Below are 20,617 nucleotides of genomic sequence, written 5' to 3'. Positions count from 1 at the left end.
CAGCCGCGTCTCGCATCTGTCGACACAATCAAAGTGGTTGTGATTCGAGTTAACAGATGCTCTACTTGGCAACGAGTCACACAAGAGTCCGGTTTGTGATGCCGGATTGCCCAGATGTGTTCACGGAGGTTCCGTCATGTCGTCCATCCCCCGAACGGGCTCGCTGCTCGCCGCCGTCGCCCTGACCGGCACCGTGTTCCTGGCCGGGTGCGGCGGCGCCAAAGGCGACGACGCCACCCCGGCAACCCCTTCCACGGCGGCGAGCACGAAGGCCTCACAGCCCACCCAGGCCGTCTACAACGATCCGATGGACGTCGCCAAGAAGATCAAGAAGGCGCGTCTGGGCTGCACCAAGCCCAGACGGACCGAGTCGTTGGGCAGCGGAAAGGTGATCTGTGGGGGCACCCAGAACGTCAGCGTCGAGTTCTACAAGACGCCGCAGGACTTCAAGGCCGTCAAGAAGACTCTCTGCCAGATGAGCTCGGCGAGCACGATCGTCGCCGACGAGGGGCAGCGCTGGATGGTCACCTCGTTCAGCGCCGTCTTGAACAAGCGCATCCAGCACGCCGTCGGCGGACACGTCGTCAAGGTCTGCTGACCGAGCCCCCGCGCGTCAGGTCGCCGAGATCGCGGGGGTTTCGCCCGGCCGCGGGAGGTTACTTGTCGATGTCGCCGACGACGAAGAACATCGAGCCCAGGATGGCGATCATGTCGGCGACGAGGTGGCCGGGCAGCATCTCGCGGAGCACCTGGATGTTGTTGAACGACGCCGACCGGAGCTTCAGCCGCCACGGGGTCTTCTCGCCGTGGGAGACGAGGTAGTAGCCGTTGATGCCGAGAGGGTTCTCCGTCCAGGCGTACGTGTGACCCTCCGGCACCTTGAGCACCTTCGGCAGCCGGACGTTGATCGGACCCGGCGGCAGCTGCTTGAGCCGGGCGACGCAGGCGTCGGCGAGGTCGAGGGAGGCGTGTACCTGGTCGAGGAGGCACTCGAACCGCGCCAGGCAGTCGCCCTCCGTACGGGTGACCACGCGCAGCACGTCCCGCAGCTCCCCGTAGGCGAGGTACGGCTCGTCGCGCCGCAGGTCGAAGTCGACCCCGGACGCCCGGGCGATCGGGCCCGACACGCCGTACTGCTCGATCTGCTCGCGGGTCAGCACGCCGACGCCGCGGGTGCGGGCCCGGAAGATCTCGTTGCCGCTGATGAGCCGGTCGAGGTCGCCGATGCCGCGGCGTACGGCCTCGACGGAGTCGGTGACCCGGCCGAGCCAGCCGGCGGGCAGCTCCTCCTTCAGGCCGCCCACCCGGTTGAACATGTAGTGCATCCGGCCACCGGAGATCTCCTCCATGACGCGCTGCAGCTGTTCGCGCTCCCGGAACGAGTAGAAGATCGGGGTGATCGCGCCGACCTCGAGGGGGTAGGAGCCGAGGAACATCAGGTGGTTGAGCACGCGGTTCAGCTCGGCCAAGAGCGTCCGTGCCCACACGGCGCGGACCGGCACCTCCATGCCGAGCATCCGCTCGACGGCGAGGACCACGCCGAGCTCGCTGGCGAACGCCGACAGCCAGTCGTGCCGGTTGGCCAGCACGATGATCTGCCGGTAGTCGCGCACCTCGAACAGCTTCTCCGCGCCCCGGTGCATGTACCCGATGATCGGCTCGGCGGCGGTGATCCGCTCGCCGTCCAGCGTGATCCGCAACCGGAGCACGCCGTGCGTCGACGGATGCTGCGGTCCGATATTGAGCGTCATGTCCTCGGTGGCGAGGTCCTTGGTCCCCGCCCCTACGCCCACGATCCGCGTGCTCACTGTCGCGTTCGCCTTCTCACTCGCTCCGCGGCCGGATCGTTCCTCACCGACCACTCCACTCGCTCGGCGGCTCGCTGCTCGGTACTCAACGACCCACTCGCCTTCTCACTCGCTCCGATCACCCATCGTGCCATGCGAGGTCTCGCGGAACGTGGCCCGGTTGGGGTTGACTTGGGAGCGACATGAATGCAGGCGATCAGTACCCCAATCCGCGCGAGGGACACGACATGCCGCCGGGCAGCCCGAGCATCCTGCCACCGGGCGCGTCCGCCGCGCCGCAGCAAGGGCTCCCCTTGCCACCGCCGCCCGCGCCCACCGGCCCGCCGGGGCCCTCGCCGGTGCCGATCGGCGCCCGAGCGGAGCAGGCGTTCGACCCGCCGAGCGGCATGACGTGGGCGCGGGTATCGCCGCGGCTGACCTGGCATCGGCGCATCGCCGTGCTGCTGTGGGCGCTGCCGGTCACGATCGTCGGGGCCTTCGTGATGTCCCGGACGAGCGGCCTCGCCGGCGGGCTCGTCTGGCTCGCGCTGGTCCTGGTCGCCTGCGCGATGGGCTGGATCGTCGCCGAGCTGACCTTCCGGTCCTGGGGCTTCGCCGAGCGCGCCGACGACCTCCTGGTCACCCACGGCTTCTTCGTCCGCCACCTCGTCGTCGTGCCGTACGGGCGCATGCAGTACGTCGACGTGACCGCCGGGCTGCTCGAACAGTGGCTGGGCGTGGCGACCGTACGCCTGCACACCGCGGCCGCGGCCACCGACGCGCGCATCCCCGGCCTGCCCGCCCGTGACGCCGCGATCCTGCGGGACCGGCTCGCGCAGAAGGGCGAATCGAGGTCGATCGGGCTTTGAACGGTCCCTACGGTCCAGGCCGGCCGCCGTACGGTCCGTCCCACATCCCGCGCCCGCAGTTCGGGCCACCGATGTACGGGCCACCGCCGCCCGGATACGGTCCGCCACCGTACGGGCCGCCGCCCCGCCCGCCGGTCCACTTCTCCCAGGGCGTGCACCGGCTGCACATGGCCACCGCGGTGATCAACGCGGTCGGGGTCGTCGTCATCGCCTTCGTACTCGGCGGCTACTCGCTGCTGGTCACCCAGACCACCAGCGGCATCGCGCTGATCCTCACGCCCGCCGTGATCGCCCGCTTCCTGCTCGTGATGCTGCCGGTCTGCGCCATCGCGGCGGCCGTGGGCTTCTGGACGTGGTGGTCGCTGAAGTTCTGGATCGCCGGGGACGACCTGGTGGTCGAGACCGGGATCCTGCGCCGCCGCAACCGCCGGGTCCCGCTGTCGCACATCCAGGCCGTCGACGTCGTACGGCCGCTGGTGTCCCGCATGTTCGGGCTGGCCGAGGTGCGGGTGGAGCTGGCCGGCGGCGACCAGGCCGAGACGAAGTTCCGCTACCTCGGGCGGCCGATGGCCGAGCAACTGCGGGCCGAGCTGCTGGCGCGGGCCGCCGGGCTGCCCGGCCACACGCCCGAGGCGCCCGAACGCCCGTACTGGCGGGTCGGGTTCGGCGCGCTCCTCGGATCGCAGCTGATGAAGCTGCCCGTCATCGGAGCCCTGCTGCTCTTCGTGGGGCTGCTGGCGTTCGGCGTCGTCTTCGGCGAGCTGGGCGTGCTGGCCGCCGCGCTGCCGGTGCTGCTCGGCCTGGCCCGCGGGGTGATCGCCCCGCTGGTGATGCACACCAACTTCAAGGCCGCCCTGTCGCCGGACGGCCTGCGGCTGCGGTACGGGCTGATGGAGACCCGGATGCAGACCGTGCCGCCCGGCCGCGTGCAGGCCGTACGGGTCGTGGAGCCGCTGCTGTGGCGCGGGAACGGCTGGGCGCGCATCGACGTCACCGTCGCCGGTTATGTCGGGGAACGGCAGGCGCTGTCGTCGGTGCTGCTGCCGGTCGCGCCCCGGCACATCGCCATCCAGATGGTCGGCCTGATCTTCCCCGGCACGAACCCCGAGGCGGTGCCGCTGCTGCCCGCGCGCCGGTCGTGGCTGGCGCCGTTCGGCGCGGGCGAGGCCGGCACCGACGACTCCCTCTTCGTCACCCGCCGGGGCCGCGTCTGCCGACGGCTCGACGTGATCGCGCACGCGCGGGCGCAGAGCGTCCGCCTCACCGCCGGTCCGCTGCAGCGGTTGTTCGGGTTCGGCACCGTCCACATCGACGCGCCGCCCGGACCGGTGCAGGTCGCCGCGGAGAACCGCGAGCTCGGCGAGGCACGGGCGATCGTCGAGTCAGCGGCCGGCCGGGCGGACCGAGCCCGCGCCGCCGACGTCAGCACCGACAGGTGGGCCAGGTGATCGCCTACGCGTCTGGGCGGGCGCACCGAGCCTGTGCCACCGATATCCGTAGCGACAGGTGGGTCCGATGACCGATTACGCGCCCGGGTCGCCGGAGTTCGTCGCCGACCCGTACCCCGCGTTCGAGCGTCTCCGCCGCGAGTCGCCGGTCTTCTTCCACGAGCCGACGGACCAGTGGGTCATCACCCGGTACGCCGACGTCAACGCGCTGCTGCGGGACCGGCGGCTCGGCCGGACGTACCTCCACGTCACCACGCACGAGGAGTTCGGGCGGCCGGCCCCGGCGGAGTTCCTCGCGCCCTTCTGGGATCTCAACAACGCGGGCATGCTCGACCTGGAGCCGCCGGACCACACCCGGCTGCGACGGCTGGTGTCGAAGGCGTTCACGCCGCGCATGGTCGAGGACCTGCGGCCCCGGATCCGGGCGCTCGCCGAGGGCCTCGTGCGCGGTCTCGTCGAGCGCGGCGGCGGCGACCTGGTCGCCGAGGTCGCCGAGCCGCTGCCGGTGACCGTGATCGCCGAGATGCTCGGCGTCCCCGAGGGCGACCGGCACCTGCTGCGGCCCTGGTCGGCGGACATCTGCGGGATGTACCAGCTCGACCCGCCGGAGGAGATCCAGCACGCGGCGGTGCGCGCCTCGATCGAGTTCTCCGACTACCTGCGCGACCTGTCCCGCGCCCGCCGGACGGACCCGGGTGACGACCTCATCAGTGCCCTGTGCCAGGTCGAGGGGCTCACCGAGGGCGAGCTGATCGGCACGTGTGTGCTGCTGCTCAACGCCGGGCACGAGGCGACCGTGAACGCCACGGGCAACTCCTGGTGGGCGCTCTTCCGCAACCCGGGCGAGCTGGAACGGCTGCGCGCGGACCACGGCCTGATCGGCACGGCCGTGGAGGAACTGCTGCGGTACGACACGCCGCTGCCGCTGTTCGAACGCTGGGTCCTCGAGGACATCGAGGTCGGCGGCGTGGCGATCCCGCGCGGCGCCGAGGTCGCCCTGCAGTTCGCGTCGGCCTGCCGGGATCCCGAGGTGTTCGCCGACCCGGACGTGCTCGACCTGGCCCGTACGCCCAACCCGCACTTGGCGTTCAGCGCGGGCATCCACTTCTGCCTGGGCGCGCCGCTGGCCCGGGTGGAGTTGGCCGAGTCGTTCCGCGCGATCCTCGACCTCGCTCCGAAGCTGAGCCTCGCCGCGGAGCCGGAGTGGAAGCCGGGCTTCGTCCTGCGTGGCCTACGGGCCCTTCAGGTCGAGGTCTGAGCCGTTTCCAGGAAGGTGGGCACGTCGATGCCGACGGTTTGCACCAGCCAGCCGAAGCTGCCCAGGCCTGCCGGGTCGATGAGCTCGGCGTCCTCGCCCGCGGCGCGCAGCGCCTGGATGTAGCCGCGCGGATCGGAGCGGGCCAGTTCGAGCGGGGGACGCTCGCCGCGCAGGCCGAGGGCCCGCAGCGCCGCGCGCTGGGTGGTCAGCGCGGTGGCGGTCGCCCCGGCTTGCCGTCCCGCGTCGGCGCAGGCGTCCAGGGCGACGTGCGCGGTGATGTCGCAGGAGCCGTCGGGGATCGGAGCGACACAGCGGCCGTCGCGGTAGCCGGTCAGCGTGCCGTACGGCGGGCGGTGGTCCCGCTCGTGCGCGTAGTCGATGGCCAGGGCCAGACCGCCGTGAAGCCGCCCGAGGACGGACGCCCACGCGGCGCACCGGGGCCGGCCGACCTCCGCGCGGTCGCCGGGCTCGCGCAGCGGCCACCAGCGTTCGAGCCACTCGGTGTCCTCCGCGTCGGGCGCGGGGCCTGGCGACTCGGCACCGGTCCGCGGGTCGACGACCACGAGGCGGGGACCGTCGCCGGTCAGCTCGACGACGTCGAGGGGGACGTTGTCGAGCCACTCGTTGGCGATGACCAGCCCGGTGATCCGCTCGGGGAGGGCGGACCGCCACTCGATCGAGGAGTTCAGCCCCTCCGGGCGCGGGGCGACCTCGACGGCGACCGGGCGCAGCCGTCCGGACAGGCCCGCCACGGGCAGGATCTCGGTGAGGAGCTCCCCGCACCCCGCCCCTACATCGACGAGGTCGAACCGGGGCGGGTGTCCGAGCGCGGAGTCGACCTCGACGATCAGTCGTGCCACGGCGAGCGCGAACCGGTGTGAGGCGTGCACCGAGGTCCGGAAGTGCGCGGCGGGCCGCTCGCCCCGCGTGTAGAAGCCCTCGGGCCCGTACAGCGCCCGCTCCATCGCCGTTCGCCACCCGACCTGACTCACGTCTTGACCGTACCGCGTGCGCCTCGCGGCGGAGGCCGTGTCAGACCTTCGGTTGACGCGGTTCCCGATGGCCGAACGTACGCTGATGCGGTGTTCGTGCGTCTTTTTCGCTGGCTCCGGCGGCATCCCCGGCTCGTCGACCTGATGTGGGCGTTGCCGACCATCGGCATCTCGCTGAGCGTCCTCGAGACGTTCACCCACCCGCGCATCTTCGGCCAGCACCCCATCACCTGGTACGCCTACCTGGCCCTCGTCGCGGCCATGTGCGTTCCGATGATCTGGCGCCGCCGGTGGCCGCGTGCGGTGTTCGCGTTCATCGTCTGCGTCGCGTTCGTGCAGTGGGCACTCGACGTCCAGGTCGGGCCGGTGGACCTCAACCTGTTCGTCATGCTGTACCTGGTCGCGGCCGAGTACGCGTTCGTCTGGTCGATCGCGGCGGCCGCCGTCGTCGAGCTCGGCGCGGTGCTCGCCGTGTGGCGCTGGTGGGCGGGTCATAACGCTGGCTGGAGCTCGTTGGTCGCCTTCACGATCTTCGTCGGGGCGATCTGGGTGTGGGGGCTCTACGTCAGCACGCGGCGCAAGTACACCGCCGAGCTGGAGGAGCGCGCGAAGCGTCTGGAACGCGAACGGGACGCGCACATGCAGGTCGCGGCGGCGGGCGAGCGGGCGCGGATCGCCCGGGAGATGCACGATGTGATCGCGCACAGCGTCAGCGTCATGGTGGTCCAGGCCGACGGCGCGTCGTACATGGTGGACATGGACCCGGCCCGCGCGAGACGGGCGATGGAGACGATCGGGACGACCGGGCGGCAGGCGCTCACCGAGATGCGCCGCATGCTCGGCGTGCTCCGCGAGAACGACGACGCCGGCCCGTACGCGCCGCAGCCCGGCGTCGAGCAGCTGACCGAGCTGGTCGGCCAGATCCGCTCGGCGGGGCTACCGGTCGACCTCACGGTCGAGGGGGTGCCCGCGGAGCTGCCCACCGCGCTGCAGCTGACGGTCTACCGGATCGTGCAGGAGGCGCTGACGAACACCCGCAAGCACGCCGGACCCGCGGCCACGGCGGAGGTGAACCTCCACTACGGTGATGACTCGGTGGAGATCCGCATCCGGGACGACGGCCGGGGCGCCGCCGCCCCCTCCGACGGGCGGGGGCACGGCCTGGTCGGCATGAGCGAGCGGGCCTCCCTGTACGGAGGGTCGGTGCGCACCGGGCCGCGGACCGGCGGCGGATACGAGGTCTTCGCGCACCTGCCGGTGACCGAGCCCCGACGAGCGGAGACGAGTGCGGCATGACGGACGAGGCGATGCCGATCCGGGTGATGCTCGTCGACGACCAGGAGCTCGTGCGCGCCGGGTTCCGTATGGTGCTCGACGCGCAGCAGGACCTGGAGGTCGCCGGTGAGGCCGGCGACGGCGAGCAGGCCCTGCGCGTCCTCCGGCACACCACGGCGGACGTGGTGCTCATGGACGTGCGCATGCCGCGCATGGACGGCATCGAGGCGACCCGGCGGATCTGCGTGCTGCCGGACGCCCCCAAGGTGATCATCCTGACCACGTTCGACCTGGACGAGTACGCCTTCGCGGCGCTGAAGGCCGGGGCGGCCGGGTTCCTGCTCAAGGACGCCGGGCCGACCCAGCTGATCGAGGCCATCCACGCCGTGTGCAGCGGCGACGCGGTCGTCGCGCCCAGCACGACGCGTCGCCTGATCGACCGCTTCGTGCCGCACCTGCCGGCCGAGGAGCCGGTGCCGGACGGCAGGCTCGACACGCTGACCGCCCGCGAACGCGAGGTGCTCCACCTCGTCGCGAAGGGCCTGTCCAACGGCGAGATCGCGAGCCGTCTCTACGTCTCCGAGGCGACGGTCAAGACGCATGTCGGGCGGGTCCTCATGAAGCTGGAGCTGCGCGACCGGGTCCAGGCGGTCGTCTTCGCGTACGAGACCGGCCTGGTCCACAGCGGCACGTCCGACTGAGCCACCCGGGCGGGCGATCCCGCCGCGTGAGCCATGCGAGACCGCCTGGTCCACAGCGGCACGTCCGACTGAGGAGCCCTGCGGTGTGACGCCGCCGTACGACCCAGGTCTGACATCCGGCGGACAGGTCACCGAGAAAGCTGACCGAACGCTCTCCTGCAGGCCGATGGCGGATCGGCGCCCGAAATCTAGCTTCGATCACGGCAATCCTTTCAGTGACCGAGGAGTCATCCGTGACAAGCACCGTCGTAGGCGCACCACCCGCCGTCCTGGCCGAGAACGTGGTCAAGGAGTACGGCTCCGGGGAGGCCGCCGTCCGCGCCCTGCACGGGGTGAGCGTGGGGTTCGCCCGCGGCGCCTTCACCGCGATCATGGGTCCGTCCGGGTCCGGCAAGTCCACCCTCATGCACTGCCTGGCGGGCCTGGACACCGTGAACCAGGGCACGATCCGCATCGGCGACGTGGAGGTCACCCGGCTGTCGGACAAGCAGCTCACGCTGCTCCGCCGCGACCGGGTCGGCTTCATCTTCCAGGCGTTCAACCTGCTGCCCACGCTGACCGCCGAGCAGAACATCCTGCTCCCGCTCGAGCTGTCGGGCCGTACCCCGGACCGCCGGTGGTTCGACCAGGTCGTCGACACCGTCGGGCTGCGGCCGCGCCTGAGCCACCGGCCCAGCGAACTGTCCGGCGGCCAGCAGCAGCGGGTGGCGTGCGCGCGGGCGCTCGTCAGCCGGCCTGAGGTGATCTTCGCGGACGAGCCGACGGGGAACCTCGATTCCAAGTCCGGGGCCGAGGTCCTGTCGTTCCTGCGCTCCTCGGTGCGGGAGGTGGGCCAGACGATCGTCATGGTCACCCACGACCCGGTGGCGGCCTCGTACGCCGACCGCGTGGTGTTCCTGCGGGACGGGCGGATCACCTCCGAGCTGTACGGCCCGACCGCGGACAGCGTCCTGGACGCGCTGAAGAGGCTGGAGTCCTGAGGTGCTGAAGACGACACTGGCCGGGCTCCGCGCGCACCTGCTGCGCCTCATGCTCACCGCCCTCGCCATCACGCTCGGCGTGGGCTTCGTCGCGGGCACGTTCGTGCTCACCGACACGATGAAGGCCGGGTTCGACCGGCAGTTCACCGCCTCCGCCGACAAGGTCTCGGTGGCCGTCCTCGTCAATGACGACAAGAAGGTCTCGGAGGCGACGCTGGGCGCGATCCGCGCCGTGCAGGGCGTCCAGGACGCCCAGGGGCAGGTCCGCGGCGACGCTCCGCTCCTCGGCAAGAACGGCCGGGTGTACGGCGACGTGCCGACGATGGGCATGTCGATGGCCACCGGGGCGCTGGCCCGCTACACGATCGAGAAGGGCCGCGCGCCGGCCGGCCCGGGCGAGGCCGTCCTGGAGAAGACGGTGGCCGCGCACACGGGCTACCACGTCGGCGACACGATCCGGGTGCTGGACAAGAAGAGCACCCCGCACACGTTCACGGTGACCGGACTGGTCGACGTGGGCGTCGACCAGGAGATCGGCTTCCGGGGCGCCGTCGGCTTCACCGCCCCGGTCGCCGCCGAGATGACCGGCGAGCGCGGTTACGTCGAGGTCGACGTCAAGGCCGCCCCGGGCGTCTCCACCGAGCAACTTCGCACCGCCGTCGCCCAGGCCGCCGGATCGTCGTTCACCACCGTGACGAGCCACGGGCTCGCCAAGCGGCTCGCCGCCCGATCCGGCCTGGACGTCAACCAGATCACGACGTTCTTCCTGGCCTTCGCGATCGTCGCGCTGTTCGTGGCCGCCCTCGTCATCTACAACACCTTCAACATCCTCATCGCCCAGCGGACGCGGGAGATGGCGCTGCTGCGCTGCGTCGGGGCGACCAGGGGCCAGGTCTTCCGGGGAGTCCTGATCGAGTCGGCGGTCGTCGGCCTGCTGGCCTCGGTCCTCGGTGTGATCGTCGGAATCGGGCTCGGGTACGGCGCGGCCCTCGTCTTCAACTCCGGCAAAGGCATGCCGGGCGGCTCGCTGGTCGTCTCGGCCACCCCGTTCCTCGTCGGCATCCCGGTGGGCCTCGCCGTGACCGTGCTGTCGGCCCTGATGCCGGCCCGCGCGGCGACGCGCGTGGCGCCGGTCGCCGCGCTCCGTACTCAGTCCGAGGGGCCGGTACGGGGACGGGCCGGCATCTTCCGCATCGTCGTCGGGGCGCTGCTCACCGTGGCCGGAACCGGGGTGGCCGTCCTGGCGCTGACCGCCAAACCGGGGCAGGGGCCCTTCCTCATGGTCATGGTGGCGGGCGCGCTGGTCTTCCTGGGCGTCGTCGCGCTCAGTCCGATGCTCGTGCGGGCGCTGAGCGGGATCGTCGGGGGACCGCCCGCGCGGATCTTCGGGGTGCCCGGCCGCCTCGCCCTGGCGAACTCCCGGCGCAATCCCAAGCGCGCGGCGGTCACCACGGTGGCGCTGACGGTGGGCGTCACGCTGATGACGATGTTCTCGGTGGCGCTGGCGTCCGTACGCGCGACGGCGGACAACAGCCTCACCCGCCAGTACCCGGTCGACTACCAGCTGAGCACGCAGGTGAGCAACGACGACCGGCCGATCCCCGCCGGCGCGGTCGTGCGGCTCCGCGCCCAGCCGGACTTCTCGGCCGTCATCGAGGTCCACACGACGTCCGCCAAGGTGAACGGGAAGGACGGGGACGTCGGGTCGATCACCCAGCGTTACCTCGGACGTGATCTCAAGCCGAAGGTCGCCTCCGGCTCGCTCGCCGACCTGCGGCCGGGTTCCGTGGTGCTGCACCAGGACCGGGCGAACGAGCTCGGCGCGCGGGTCGGCGGGACGGTATCCGTGCGGACCCGCCAGGGCACCGCGCCGCTGCGCGTCGCCGCGATCGTGTCCGGCGAGTCCATCCTCCCGGACGTCCTGCTCGACGAGACGGACTTCACGCGGTCGTTCGGCGCGAAGGACCCGCAGCAGGTCTTCCTGCTCGCGAAGAAGGGCGTGTCGGCGACCACCTCGCGGGCGGACGTCGACGCGGCGCTCAAGGACTACCCGATGGTGCGGGTGCGCTCCGCGGCCGATATCAAGAATCAGCTGTCGGACGCCCTCGACCAGGTGTTCGTGATCGTCGCGGCCCTGCTCGCGCTGGCGATCGTCATCTCACTGATCGGCATCGCGAACACGCTGACCCTGTCGGTGGTGGAGCGGACCCGGGAGTCGGCGCTGCTGCGGGCGCTGGGCCTGACCCGGCGGGGACTGCGCAGGATGCTGTCGCTGGAGGCACTGATCATCTCGGTGATCGGCGCGCTCATCGGGGTGGTGCTCGGAGCGGCGCTCGGCTGGGTCGCGATCTCCGCCGCCATCGACAGCGCGGTGCTCGGTCTGCCGATCGGCCGGATCGTCCTGTTCCTCGTCCTGGCGGCCGTCGCCGGCGTGGTCGCGGCGATCATGCCCGGAAGGCGGGCCGCGCGGACGTCGATCGTCGAGTCGCTGGCCGCCGAGTAGAGGCGGTCAATGTCGACAGACGGCGACAATGCAGTCACTTATTGTAACGATGCGATTACGCCCAGGTAGATCCGCTTACTGTTACCTAGGAGTATCTGGATAACTACCGTACGTACCGGCCGCCCTCCGGGGCGGCTGTGAACCGAAGTACGGGAGGAATTCAGGTGCTCAAGAAGCTCACCGCGGCCGGGGTGGCCGCAGCGGCCGTCACCGGCGCGCTGCTGCTCGCCGCCCCCGCCAACGCCGGGATCATCGGCACGAGCGGCGAGGGAGGCGTCCTGTCCGGAAACCAGGTCATCGTGCCGATCACGGCCCCGATCAACGTGTGCGGCAACGCCGTCTCCGTCATCGGCATCGCGGGCGCCGGCTGCAAGGGCGGCGCCTCGGTCGGCGGCGGCCCCGGCTACCACCGCCCGCCCTGCCACCACCACCGGCCGCCGTGCCACCGCCCCCACCGCCCGTGGTCGTCGTCCTGACCCGGTAGCGCCGAACAAGCGTTCTCCGGCCCGCCCGCAGTGCCACCGGGCGGGCCGGTGCGCTTTGTCGATCCCGGCCGAAGGTAGTCTGTGGCGGCACCGTCCGGTACCCGCAAAGGACTGGAACGACCATGACCGAGCAAACCCGGCTCGCAGCCCGACCCCTCTCCATGCTTTCGCGGACGGAGGCCGGATGACCGCATCCCACGACCGGCCGGGACGGCTGGCCGTCGGCGTGGTCGGAGTCGGCCGCGTCGGCTCGGCCCTCGGCCACGCACTCACCCTCGCCGGTCACACGGTCGTGGCCGCCGCCGGCGTCTCCGACGCCTCGCACGAACGCGCGCAGGCGCGACTCCCCGGCGTTCCCCTCCTTCCCGTCCCGGACGTCGTCACCGCCGCCGACCTGGTCCTCCTCGCCGTTCCTGACGACGCGCTCCCGCCGCTGATCGCCGGGCTGATCGCCACCGAGGTCAAGGTCGAGGGCAAGCTGCTGGCGCACACGAGCGGCCGGTACGGCGTCCGCGTCCTCGACCCCGCCACGCGCGTCGGCGCCCTCCCGCTCGCCCTCCACCCGGTGATGACCTTCACCGGACGGCCCGACGACGTCGATCGGCTGGCCGGCATCTGCTTCGGCGTGACCTCGCCCGAGCCGCTGCGCCCCGTCGCCGAGGCCCTCGTCGTCGAGATGGGCGGCGACCCCGTCTGGATCCCCGAGGACCGGCGCGCGCTCTACCACGCCGCACTCGCCGGCGGCGCGAACCACCTCGTCACGCTCGTGGCCGAGTCGATGGACCTGCTGACGCGGGCGGGCGTCGAGGAGCCCGGCCGGATGCTCGGGCCGCTGCTCGGCGCCTCGCTCGACAACGCCCTGCGGCTCGGCGTGCGAGGCCTGACCGGGCCCGTGGTCCGCGGCGACGCCGGCACGGTCGCCGAGCACGTCACCGAACTCACCCGCGTCTCGCCCGAGGCACTGGGCGCGTACGTCGCGCTGGCCCGGCTCACCGCCGACCGCGCGCTGGCCGCCGGACTGCTCCGCGCGGAGGACGCCGAGCGACTGCTCGACGTCCTCGCGGGCGGCCATGGAGAAGACACCGAGGGGAACCGGCCATGACACCCGTCATCGCGCGCACGCGTGAGGAACTCTCCGCCGCCCGGGCCTCCCTGCACGGGACCGTGGCGCTCGTGCCGACCATGGGAGCGCTGCACGAGGGCCACCGGTCGCTGCTGCGCCGGGCCCGCGAGGTCGCCGACATCGTCGCGGTGAGCATCTTCGTCAACCCGCTGCAGTTCGGGCCGAACGAGGACCTCGACCGGTACCCCCGGACGCTCCCCGACGACATCGAGGTGTGCGCCGCGGAGGGCGTCGACCTGATCTTCGCGCCCACGGTCGACGTCATCTACCCGCCCACCGCGCTCGGCGCGCGGGTCACGGTCGACTCCGGCCAGATGGGCACGATCGTGGAGGGCGCCTGCCGCCCGGGCCACTTCGACGGCGTACTCACCGTCGTCCTCAAGCTGTTCAACCTCGTCCGCCCGGACTTCGCCGTCTTCGGAGAGAAGGACGCCCAGCAGCTCGCGATGATCCGCCGGATGGTCGCCGACCTGAACGTCCCCGTCCGCATCGTCGGCTCCCCGACCGTGCGCGAGGAGGACGGGCTCGCGCTTTCCAGCCGCAACCGCTACCTGTCCCCGGCCGAGCGCCTCACCGCCGTGTCGCTGTCCATGGCCCTGCGCGCGGGCGCCGACGCGGTCGACGACGGCCCCACCAAGGTCGTACGCGCGGCGCGGACCGTGCTCGACGGGGCGATCGCGAGCGATCCGCCGCTCGAACTCGACTACCTCGTGCTCGTCGACCCGGAGACGTTCCAGGAGGTCGACGACGCCCACACCGGTCCCGCCGTCCTCGCCGTCGCCGGCCGCGTCGGCACCACCCACCTGATCGACAACGTCCCCCTCGACTTCGGCCCCGCGGAGTGACGCTCATGTTCCGCACGATGTTCAAATCCAAGATCCACCGTGCCACGGTGACGCAGGCCGACCTGCACTACGTCGGCTCGCTGACGATCGACGAAGACCTCATGGAGGCGGCCGACCTGCTGCCCGGCGAGCAGGTCCAGATCGTCGACATCGACAACGGCGCCCGCCTGGAGACGTACGTCATCACCGGTCCGCGCGGCAGCGGCGTGATCGGCATTAACGGTGCCGCCGCGCACCTCGTCCACCCCGGCGATCTGGTGATCATCATCAGCTACGGCACGATGACCGACGAGGAGGCCCGGTCGTTCCAGCCGCGCGTCGTCCACGTCGATCGCGACAACCGCATCATCGACCTGGGCACCGACCCCGCCGAACCGGTCCCGGGCACGATGACCGTCCGCGGCGACGCCGTGGAGGACGTCCCCGCCTGACGGGACGCGGTCACGCCTCCCGTACCGCGTCGGCGACCTGACCGAGCAGCGCGGTCAACCGCGCGGTGTCCTCGGGGCCCAGCTTCTCGGCGATCTGCTGTTCGATCTCTGCGACCACGGCATCGGCCAGGCGCAGGGCTTCGCGGCCGGCGTCGGTGAGGTGGAGTTCCTGTACGTGGCGGTGGCGCGGGTGCGGTCGGCGTCTCAACTGGCCCCGGTCCTCCAGGCGTGCCACGAGGGAGGCCACCGCCTGCGGGGTGACGTTCAGCCGGCGGGCGAGCTCCGCACCGGTCAGGCCGGGCTCGCTGTGGACGGAGATCAGAAGGGAGTAGTGCGCCGCCACCATGCCCAGCGACCGCAGTCGCTGCTCCTTGACGCCCTGAACGGCCCATTCCGTCCGCCGCAGCGCCCAGCTCACGCGCTCCAGCGCATCGGCTGCGACCGGCCCCTCGTCGTCGTGTCCCACGTCGTGAGCATACGACGCTGAGTAGCTATCAAGCGTTTGACACTAGACAAGCGGCTGACTGATTATGGGGTCATGTCTCGCACACTCGCCCTGATCACCGGTGCCTCCTCCGGCATCGGTGCCGCCTATGCCCGCCTTCTCGCCGCGGACCACGACTTCGTACTGGTCGCCCGCCGGGTCGACCGCCTTTCCGAGCTGGCCGACGAACTCCGTGCGGCCGGCGCCACGGTGGAGGTCCTGCCCGCGGATCTCGGGACGCGCGACGGCCTCGCCGCGGTGACCGGGCGCCTCGCCGCCGACGACGTCCGACTGCTGATCAGCAACGCGGGAGCCGGCGGCTATGCCCCGCTCGCCGAGGTCGAGCCGGACGAGATCGACCGCCTGATCACGCTCAACGCCGGCGCGCCCATCCAACTCGTCCGCGCCGCCCTCCCCGGCATGCTGGCCGCCGGTGAGGGCGGCATCGTCACCATCGCCTCGCTGCTCGCCTTCAGTGCCGGACTGGCCGACCCGCGCGTGCCGGCCCGCACCCTTTACGCGGCCGCGAAGGCCGCCACGGTGGCCTTCACCCGGACCCTCGCCCTCGAGCTCACCGACACCGGCATCCGCACCCAGGTGGTCTGCCCGGGTGTGGTGGCGACGGAGTTCAACGGTGGCTACGGACGCGACCGGCCCTTCGCCATGACCGCGGAAGACGTGGCCCGGGCCGGCTTGGCCGGTCTGCGGATGGGCGAGACGATCTGTGTCCCCGGCCTGGAGGACCAGGCGGCAGCGCTCGATGCCCTCCTGGCCGCCGAAACCGCGCTCTTGGCCGGCGGCAACCGTTCGGTGCCCGCCACCCGTTACAGCCGATCTCAGGCTCACTGAAGAGGAGCGGCCCGCGGTGTAGGTCCGGAGAGGGCGCTTCAGCGCGGCACGGGCTCGGCCCCTCGTCCGGGGAGACGACCGGCTGCGGCGGTCGCGGCGAGGGCGTCCAGGTAGTCGCGCTGGTGGACGATGCGGCCGTCGCGGACCGTGAGCACGAGGAGGTTCGCGATCGAGCACGGCAGGCCGCTCGCCGTCGCCGTGCCGACGATCGCGTGCTCGGCGACGATGACCTCCGGGTCGGCGGTCTCGTGCACGACGACGTCGCGGAACTCCTCGATCCGCACCGCCCTCCCGAACGCCGCGCGCAGGTGCGCGCTGATCCCCTCCCGGCCGTGCAGGGTGCGCGGAAAGCCGGGCGCGGCGAATGGGAACTCCAGGATCGCGTCGTCCGTGTACAGGTCGGCGTAGTCGTCGGGCGACCCGTCGAGCGCTGCCTTGAGGATGCGCTCGTACACCGCCTGTGGCCCGGAAGCCGCCCCCAGCGCGGGTGCGGGACTCTTCGTCGGCTCCGGCGGGACGGGACCGGCGACGCCGGACAGCAGTGCGTCCACCGCGCCGAGGGCCTCGGCGATGGCGAGGACGTTCTGATACTCGCGCCACAGCAGCGCGCGGCCGTCGCGGACTCGCAGGACGAGAACGAACGGGGCGGAGGCGGAGCGGCCGGTGGTCGTGACCGTGCCGGCCATCGTGTACTCCACGACGATGACCTCCGGGTCGGTGGTCTCGTGCACGACGACGTCGCGGAACTCCTCGAACCGTACGGGCATCGCCGCGCGGCTCGCCTCGGTGTGGGCGGCGAACTCCGCGCCGCCGTGGAAGCGCCGTGGGCTGCCCGGGGGCGCGCAGGGCAGCTCGATCGTGATGTCGTCGGAGTGGTCGGTCCACGCTCTCCATTCGCCCGCGAGGACTCTGTCCCGGAAGCGTTCGAAGACCTGCAGGGGGCCGGTGGATGTGGGCATGCGAATACCTCCATTCGCTCAACAGTCGTTGAGGCTCAACGAGCGTAGAGCGAAATCGGATATCCGGTCAACGCCTGTAGAGTCAGGTCGTGGAAGACGCGAACCAGCCGATGACACGGGCGGAGCGGAGGCGGCGCACGGAGGCGCGGATCCTCGCCGCCGCCCGCGAGCGATTCGCCGAGGTCGGCTACGACCGCACGACGATCCGGGCGGTCGCCGGTGCGGCCGGCGTGGACCCCGCGCTCGTCATGCAGTACTTCGGCGACAAGAAGGAGCTGTTCCGCCGGGCCGTCGAGGTGCCGCCGGACGAGGAGCTGCCGGACGACCCCGCGCAGCTCACCGAGCTGCTGTTGTCCATCGTCGGAGTGAAGCTGAGCGAGCTCCCGCAGACGTCGCTGCCGCTCCTCCGCTCGACCTTCACCCACCCTGAGGCGACCGAGCGGATGCGGGACGCGATGACCCGGCAGGTCGAGCAGGCGAGCGCGGTCCTCCCGGGCGAGGAGGCCGAGCTGCGGTCCGCGCTCATCCTGGCCATCCTGTTCGGCGTGTCCACGGGGCGGAACCTCATCGGGCTCGCCCCGCTGCGCGACGCGACGCCGGAGCAGATCACGCGACTGCTGCGCCCCTGCATCGAGGCACTGACCGGTACGCCCGGCCGCGATCCTCAGGGCCGATCCGAGGCGTGACGTCCAGCGACGTTCAGCAGCATTCAGCGGTGGGCGGCCCAGACACCACTGAATTTCGCGCGGCTCAGCCTTGATCGGCCCGTGCCCGTAGCTCGGGGATCAGGGCGGCGATCCGGTCGAGCTGGTCGCGCTGGGTGGGCAGGTCCACGGCGCCCAGGCGGATGACGAGGTGGCGCGCTCCCGCGGCGACGTACCGGCCGAGGCCGTCGAGGACCTGGTCGGCGGAGCCGGTGACGACCGCCTGGATCTTCTCCAGCTCCTCCAGTGGCATGCCGTACGTCGCCCGTGCGTAGTCCTGCAGCGCCCGGCGGCCGCTCTCGACGCTCTCATCGACCCGTACGGACACGAAGAGCGCCGGGGTGATGTCCTCGGCCGTACGGCCGGCGTCGGCGGCGGCCTTCCGTACGTCGAGCAGGCCCGTCGCGTAGTCGGCGGGGTCGGGCGGGTAGGGCAGCCAGCCGTCGTACAGCCGTCCGGTGCGGGTGAGGGCGGCCGGGGTCGCGCCGCCGAGCCAGATGGGCGGGCCGCCGGGGCGGAAGGGCATGGTCGCGGGCGGGAGGTCGTCGAATCGGAGGATCTCGCCGTGGAAGGACGTCGCGCCGTTCCACAGGTCGCGCCAGAGGGTCACGGTCTCGTCCAGCCGCGCGAAGCGCCGCTCCCACGGCACCTCCGACAGCGTGTAGAAGGGCCGTCCGAAGCGGCCGGGGAAGCCCGCGCCGACCGCCACCGTCAGCCGGCCGCCGGACAGCAGGTCGATCGACGCCAATTGCTGCGCGGCCTGGATCGGGCGGCGCAGGAACGGCAGCAGCGCGCCGGTCCCCAGCGTCACGCGCTCGGTAGCGGGGGCGAGCGCGGCGAGCATGGTCAGCGCCTCGATGCGCGGGCTGATCAGGGAGTCGTTGACGAAGAGCGAGGAGAACCCCGAGCCTTCGGCGTGGACGCCGAAGGCGACGAGGTCGCGGGGGTCGCCGTCCGGGCCCCACTGGGCGCTTCCGGTCGGCAGCAGTACACCGATGTCCATGCCGACGATGCTCACGGCCACCGTACGGCGTCCACAATTCCCTGCGGGGAATGGGGCTACGAGCCGGGGGCGACGTGGCCGTTCTCCCAGGCCCACGCGGCGATCTCTACTCGGTTGCGGACGCCGAGTTTGCGATGGAGGTTGGCGACGTGCGTCTTCGCGGTGCCCGGTGTGATGAACAGTTCGGCGGCGATCTCGGCATTGGTACGGCCGCGGGCGATCAGACGTAGCACCTCCACCTCGCGCCGGGTCAGCCGCGGTTCCGTCGCCGGCGCGGGCGGGCGGCGGGTCGCGAAATGGTCGAGGAGGCGCACGGTGATCGCCGGGCTGATGAGGGCGTTGCCCTCGGCCGCGGCGCGGACGCCCTCGACGAGCAGGGCGGGGCCGGATCTCTTGAGCAGGAAGCCGCAGGCTCCGGCGCGTAGCGCCGCGTGGACGTACTCGTCGAGGTCGAAGGTGGTGACGACGACCACCCGGAGCGGGTCGCGTACGTCCGGGCCTGCCAGGAGCCGGGTGACTTCCAAGCCGTCCCGGCCGGGCATCCGGATGTCGGTCAGCACCACATCGGGGCGTTCCCGCCGAGACAGTTCGACGGCGGCGATACCGTCGGCGGCCTCTCCGACGACCTGGATGTCGGGCTGAGCGTTCAGGATCATCCGGAATCCACTGCGGACGTCATCCTGGTCATCGGCGATGACGACCCGGGTGATCACGACGGCGAGCGTACACCGCGAGGCAGTGGCAGGACGGCCGTCACCTCCCAGCCGTGGTCGCCGAGCGGACCCGCCGTGAACTCCCCGCCCACAGCCTCCACCCGGTCGGCCAGCCCGCCCAGGCCGCGCCCGCCGCGAGGTCCGCCTCGCCGGCGCACGCGTGGTCGTGCGCGCCCGTCGTCGGCGACGCGCACCCGGACTGCGGGGCCCGGCACTCCGGTGACGGTGACGTCGATGGTCGTCACATCCGAGGCGTGCCGCCGGATGTTCGTCAACGCCTCGACGACCAGCCGGTACGCCGTCGCCGACACCTCGTGGGGCGGATCGTCGACCGCCACGGTCAGCTGAATCCGCGCACCGCACGTCTCGGCGAAACGGTCCGTCAGCCCGGCGAGGTCGGCCAGCCCCAGTGGCCGTGGCCGGGGCTCGCCGCCGTATCCGTCTCCAGGCTCGTCGTCATGCAGCATGTGAACGGTGCGGTCGAGGGACGCCATCGCCCGCAGCCCCGCGTCCTCGATGCGTTGGAGCGCCGCGCGTGCCGCCTCGGGATCGGGGGCGAACTGCGCCGCCTGGGCCTGGACGATGATTCCGCTGACGTCGTGCGCGACGAAGTCGTGGAGGTCGCGAGCCAGATCCAGGCGCTGCGCGCGGCGGGCCTCGGCCACGGCGGCGGACCGCCGCGCGGTCAGATATCTCGGGTACAGGCCGCCGGCCGCGATCCCTGCCGCGACGAGTCCGCAGAGCAAACAGCCGGCCACGGCGCCGCGCGTCGTCGCCGGCGGAACGACGTTCAAGGTCAACCGCAGCGGAAGGACGGTGATCGCGGCGAACATCAGGGTTCCGCCGAGCGCGGCGGCGCGACGCGGCGCCCGCCGTACCACCAGCCTGAGCGTCAGGCCCGAGGCGAGGAGCTCGGCCAGCCACCACAGCGCCGTCCGGTTGTCCGCGGGACCGTCGTAGATCAGGGTCGCCGCCAGCGACCCGGCGGCGGCGCCACCGGCGACCGCGGCGTTCCGGAGACGAGGGAAGGCGACCAGGGCGAGCGCGGCGGCACCCGCGAGCCAGGCCGCGCCGGTGATCAGCGGCCCGACGCGAGCCGTGTCGGTCGCGACCGGTATCCCCATGGCCGCGAGGCCCGCACCACACCACAGGGCACGGGGTCGCACCGCACCAGTCACCGGGCCCCGGTGCGGGCTATGCCGAATGGG

21 protein-coding genes are annotated in these 20,617 nt (G+C 71.9%); 14 read left to right on the top strand and 7 right to left on the bottom strand.

What is annotated here, in order from left to right:
* Window positions 1–136: 136 nt before the first annotated feature.
* On the top strand, window positions 137–598 hold the full coding sequence (locus ACQP2O_RS49990) for a hypothetical protein (protein ID WP_433176974.1): 462 nt from the start codon (window positions 137–139) through the stop codon (window positions 596–598).
* A gap of 58 nt (window positions 599–656) precedes the next feature.
* Here ACQP2O_RS49990 and ACQP2O_RS49985 read toward each other — a convergent pair whose 3' ends face one another.
* A complete protein-coding gene (locus tag ACQP2O_RS49985; protein WP_433191436.1) occupies window positions 657–1,751 on the bottom strand; it encodes an NADH-quinone oxidoreductase subunit D in 1,095 nt (364 codons plus the stop codon).
* A 239-nt stretch (window positions 1,752–1,990) separates the two neighbouring features.
* Here ACQP2O_RS49985 and ACQP2O_RS49980 point away from each other — a divergent pair, with 239 nt between their 5' ends.
* From ACQP2O_RS49980 to ACQP2O_RS49970, 3 genes are all read left to right on the top strand, one after another.
* On the top strand, window positions 1,991–2,656 hold the full coding sequence (locus ACQP2O_RS49980) for a PH domain-containing protein (RefSeq protein ID WP_433176972.1): 666 nt from the start codon (window positions 1,991–1,993) through the stop codon (window positions 2,654–2,656).
* Window positions 2,653–4,104: a PH domain-containing protein gene (locus ACQP2O_RS49975; protein ID WP_433176970.1), complete on the top strand. Its 1,452-nt coding sequence runs from the start codon at window positions 2,653–2,655 to the stop codon at window positions 4,102–4,104. Before ACQP2O_RS49980 ends, ACQP2O_RS49975 begins: the two co-directional genes overlap by 4 nt.
* A 67-nt stretch (window positions 4,105–4,171) precedes the next feature.
* Window positions 4,172–5,362: a cytochrome P450 gene (locus ACQP2O_RS49970; RefSeq protein ID WP_433176968.1), complete on the top strand. Its 1,191-nt coding sequence runs from the start codon at window positions 4,172–4,174 to the stop codon at window positions 5,360–5,362.
* On the opposite strand, the gene ACQP2O_RS49965 is transcribed toward ACQP2O_RS49970, so the two are convergent.
* Window positions 5,347–6,354 carry an SAM-dependent methyltransferase gene (locus ACQP2O_RS49965; RefSeq protein ID WP_433176966.1) on the bottom strand — a complete coding sequence of 336 codons (1,008 nt, stop codon included), beginning with the start codon at window positions 6,352–6,354 and terminating at the stop codon, window positions 5,347–5,349. The genes ACQP2O_RS49970 and ACQP2O_RS49965 overlap by 16 nt on opposite strands.
* Before the next feature lie 90 nt (window positions 6,355–6,444).
* Between ACQP2O_RS49965 and ACQP2O_RS49960 the strand changes: the two genes are divergently transcribed.
* The 8 genes from ACQP2O_RS49960 (at window position 6,445) to panD (ending at window position 14,697) form a co-directional block, all read left to right on the top strand.
* Window positions 6,445–7,650, top strand: coding sequence for a sensor histidine kinase (locus ACQP2O_RS49960; RefSeq protein ID WP_433176964.1), 1,206 nt, complete (start codon window positions 6,445–6,447; stop codon window positions 7,648–7,650).
* Window positions 7,647–8,330, top strand: a complete 684-nt coding sequence (locus ACQP2O_RS49955; RefSeq protein ID WP_433176962.1) for a response regulator — start codon at window positions 7,647–7,649, stop codon at window positions 8,328–8,330. Before ACQP2O_RS49960 ends, ACQP2O_RS49955 begins: the two co-directional genes overlap by 4 nt.
* A 233-nt stretch (window positions 8,331–8,563) precedes the next feature.
* Window positions 8,564–9,310: an ABC transporter ATP-binding protein gene (locus ACQP2O_RS49950; RefSeq protein ID WP_433176961.1), complete on the top strand. Its 747-nt coding sequence runs from the start codon at window positions 8,564–8,566 to the stop codon at window positions 9,308–9,310.
* 1 nt (window position 9,311) lies between these two features.
* Window positions 9,312–11,813: an ABC transporter permease gene (locus ACQP2O_RS49945; protein WP_433176960.1), complete on the top strand. Its 2,502-nt coding sequence runs from the start codon at window positions 9,312–9,314 to the stop codon at window positions 11,811–11,813.
* 164 nt (window positions 11,814–11,977) lie between these two features.
* Window positions 11,978–12,289, top strand: coding sequence for a chaplin (locus ACQP2O_RS49940; protein WP_433176958.1), 312 nt, complete (start codon window positions 11,978–11,980; stop codon window positions 12,287–12,289).
* Between the two features lie 193 nt (window positions 12,290–12,482).
* Window positions 12,483–13,400, top strand: a complete 918-nt coding sequence (locus ACQP2O_RS49935; protein ID WP_433176956.1) for a Rossmann-like and DUF2520 domain-containing protein — start codon at window positions 12,483–12,485, stop codon at window positions 13,398–13,400.
* Window positions 13,397–14,266 (top strand): pantoate--beta-alanine ligase, encoded by an 870-nt coding sequence (panC, locus tag ACQP2O_RS49930; RefSeq protein ID WP_433176954.1) that lies wholly within the window; start codon window positions 13,397–13,399, stop codon window positions 14,264–14,266. The genes ACQP2O_RS49935 and panC overlap by 4 nt, the downstream gene beginning before the upstream one ends.
* Window positions 14,267–14,271: 5 nt before the next feature.
* Window positions 14,272–14,697, top strand: coding sequence for an aspartate 1-decarboxylase (panD, locus tag ACQP2O_RS49925; RefSeq protein WP_433176952.1), 426 nt, complete (start codon window positions 14,272–14,274; stop codon window positions 14,695–14,697).
* Window positions 14,698–14,707: 10 nt separating this feature from the next.
* On the opposite strand, the gene ACQP2O_RS49920 is transcribed toward panD, so the two are convergent.
* Window positions 14,708–15,163 (bottom strand): MarR family winged helix-turn-helix transcriptional regulator, encoded by a 456-nt coding sequence (locus tag ACQP2O_RS49920; protein ID WP_433176950.1) that lies wholly within the window; start codon window positions 15,161–15,163, stop codon window positions 14,708–14,710.
* 72 nt (window positions 15,164–15,235) lie between these two features.
* Here ACQP2O_RS49920 and ACQP2O_RS49915 point away from each other — a divergent pair, with 72 nt between their 5' ends.
* Window positions 15,236–16,030 (top strand): SDR family NAD(P)-dependent oxidoreductase, encoded by a 795-nt coding sequence (locus tag ACQP2O_RS49915; RefSeq protein WP_433176948.1) that lies wholly within the window; start codon window positions 15,236–15,238, stop codon window positions 16,028–16,030.
* 38 nt (window positions 16,031–16,068) lie between these two features.
* On the opposite strand, the gene ACQP2O_RS49910 is transcribed toward ACQP2O_RS49915, so the two are convergent.
* The gene (locus ACQP2O_RS49910; protein ID WP_433176946.1) at window positions 16,069–16,989 is read right to left on the bottom strand and encodes a nuclear transport factor 2 family protein; all 921 of its coding nucleotides are present in this window, start codon (window positions 16,987–16,989) and stop codon (window positions 16,069–16,071) included.
* A gap of 89 nt (window positions 16,990–17,078) precedes the next feature.
* Here ACQP2O_RS49910 and ACQP2O_RS49905 point away from each other — a divergent pair, with 89 nt between their 5' ends.
* On the top strand, window positions 17,079–17,675 hold the full coding sequence (locus ACQP2O_RS49905; RefSeq protein ID WP_433176944.1) for a TetR family transcriptional regulator: 597 nt from the start codon (window positions 17,079–17,081) through the stop codon (window positions 17,673–17,675).
* A gap of 64 nt (window positions 17,676–17,739) precedes the next feature.
* Here the strand turns inward: ACQP2O_RS49905 and ACQP2O_RS49900 are convergent, their stop codons facing one another.
* The 3 genes from ACQP2O_RS49900 to ACQP2O_RS49890 are packed head-to-tail and all read right to left on the bottom strand — an operon-like array spanning window position 17,740 to window position 20,533.
* Window positions 17,740–18,696: an LLM class flavin-dependent oxidoreductase gene (locus tag ACQP2O_RS49900; protein ID WP_433176942.1), complete on the bottom strand. Its 957-nt coding sequence runs from the start codon at window positions 18,694–18,696 to the stop codon at window positions 17,740–17,742.
* 56 nt (window positions 18,697–18,752) lie between these two features.
* Entirely contained in the window at window positions 18,753–19,409 is a 657-nt protein-coding gene (locus ACQP2O_RS49895; protein ID WP_433176940.1) for a response regulator, read from the bottom strand.
* A complete protein-coding gene (locus ACQP2O_RS49890; protein WP_433176938.1) occupies window positions 19,406–20,533 on the bottom strand; it encodes a sensor histidine kinase in 1,128 nt (375 codons plus the stop codon). The genes ACQP2O_RS49895 and ACQP2O_RS49890 overlap by 4 nt, the downstream gene beginning before the upstream one ends.
* Window positions 20,534–20,617 lie beyond the last annotated feature (84 nt).

Source organism: Actinoallomurus sp. CA-150999 (genome assembly GCF_050942425.1).
Classification (GTDB): domain Bacteria; phylum Actinomycetota; class Actinomycetes; order Streptosporangiales; family Streptosporangiaceae; genus Actinoallomurus.
The sequence above is the reverse complement of the archived record's forward strand: the minus strand, read 5'-3'. Positions and strand labels throughout refer to the sequence as shown.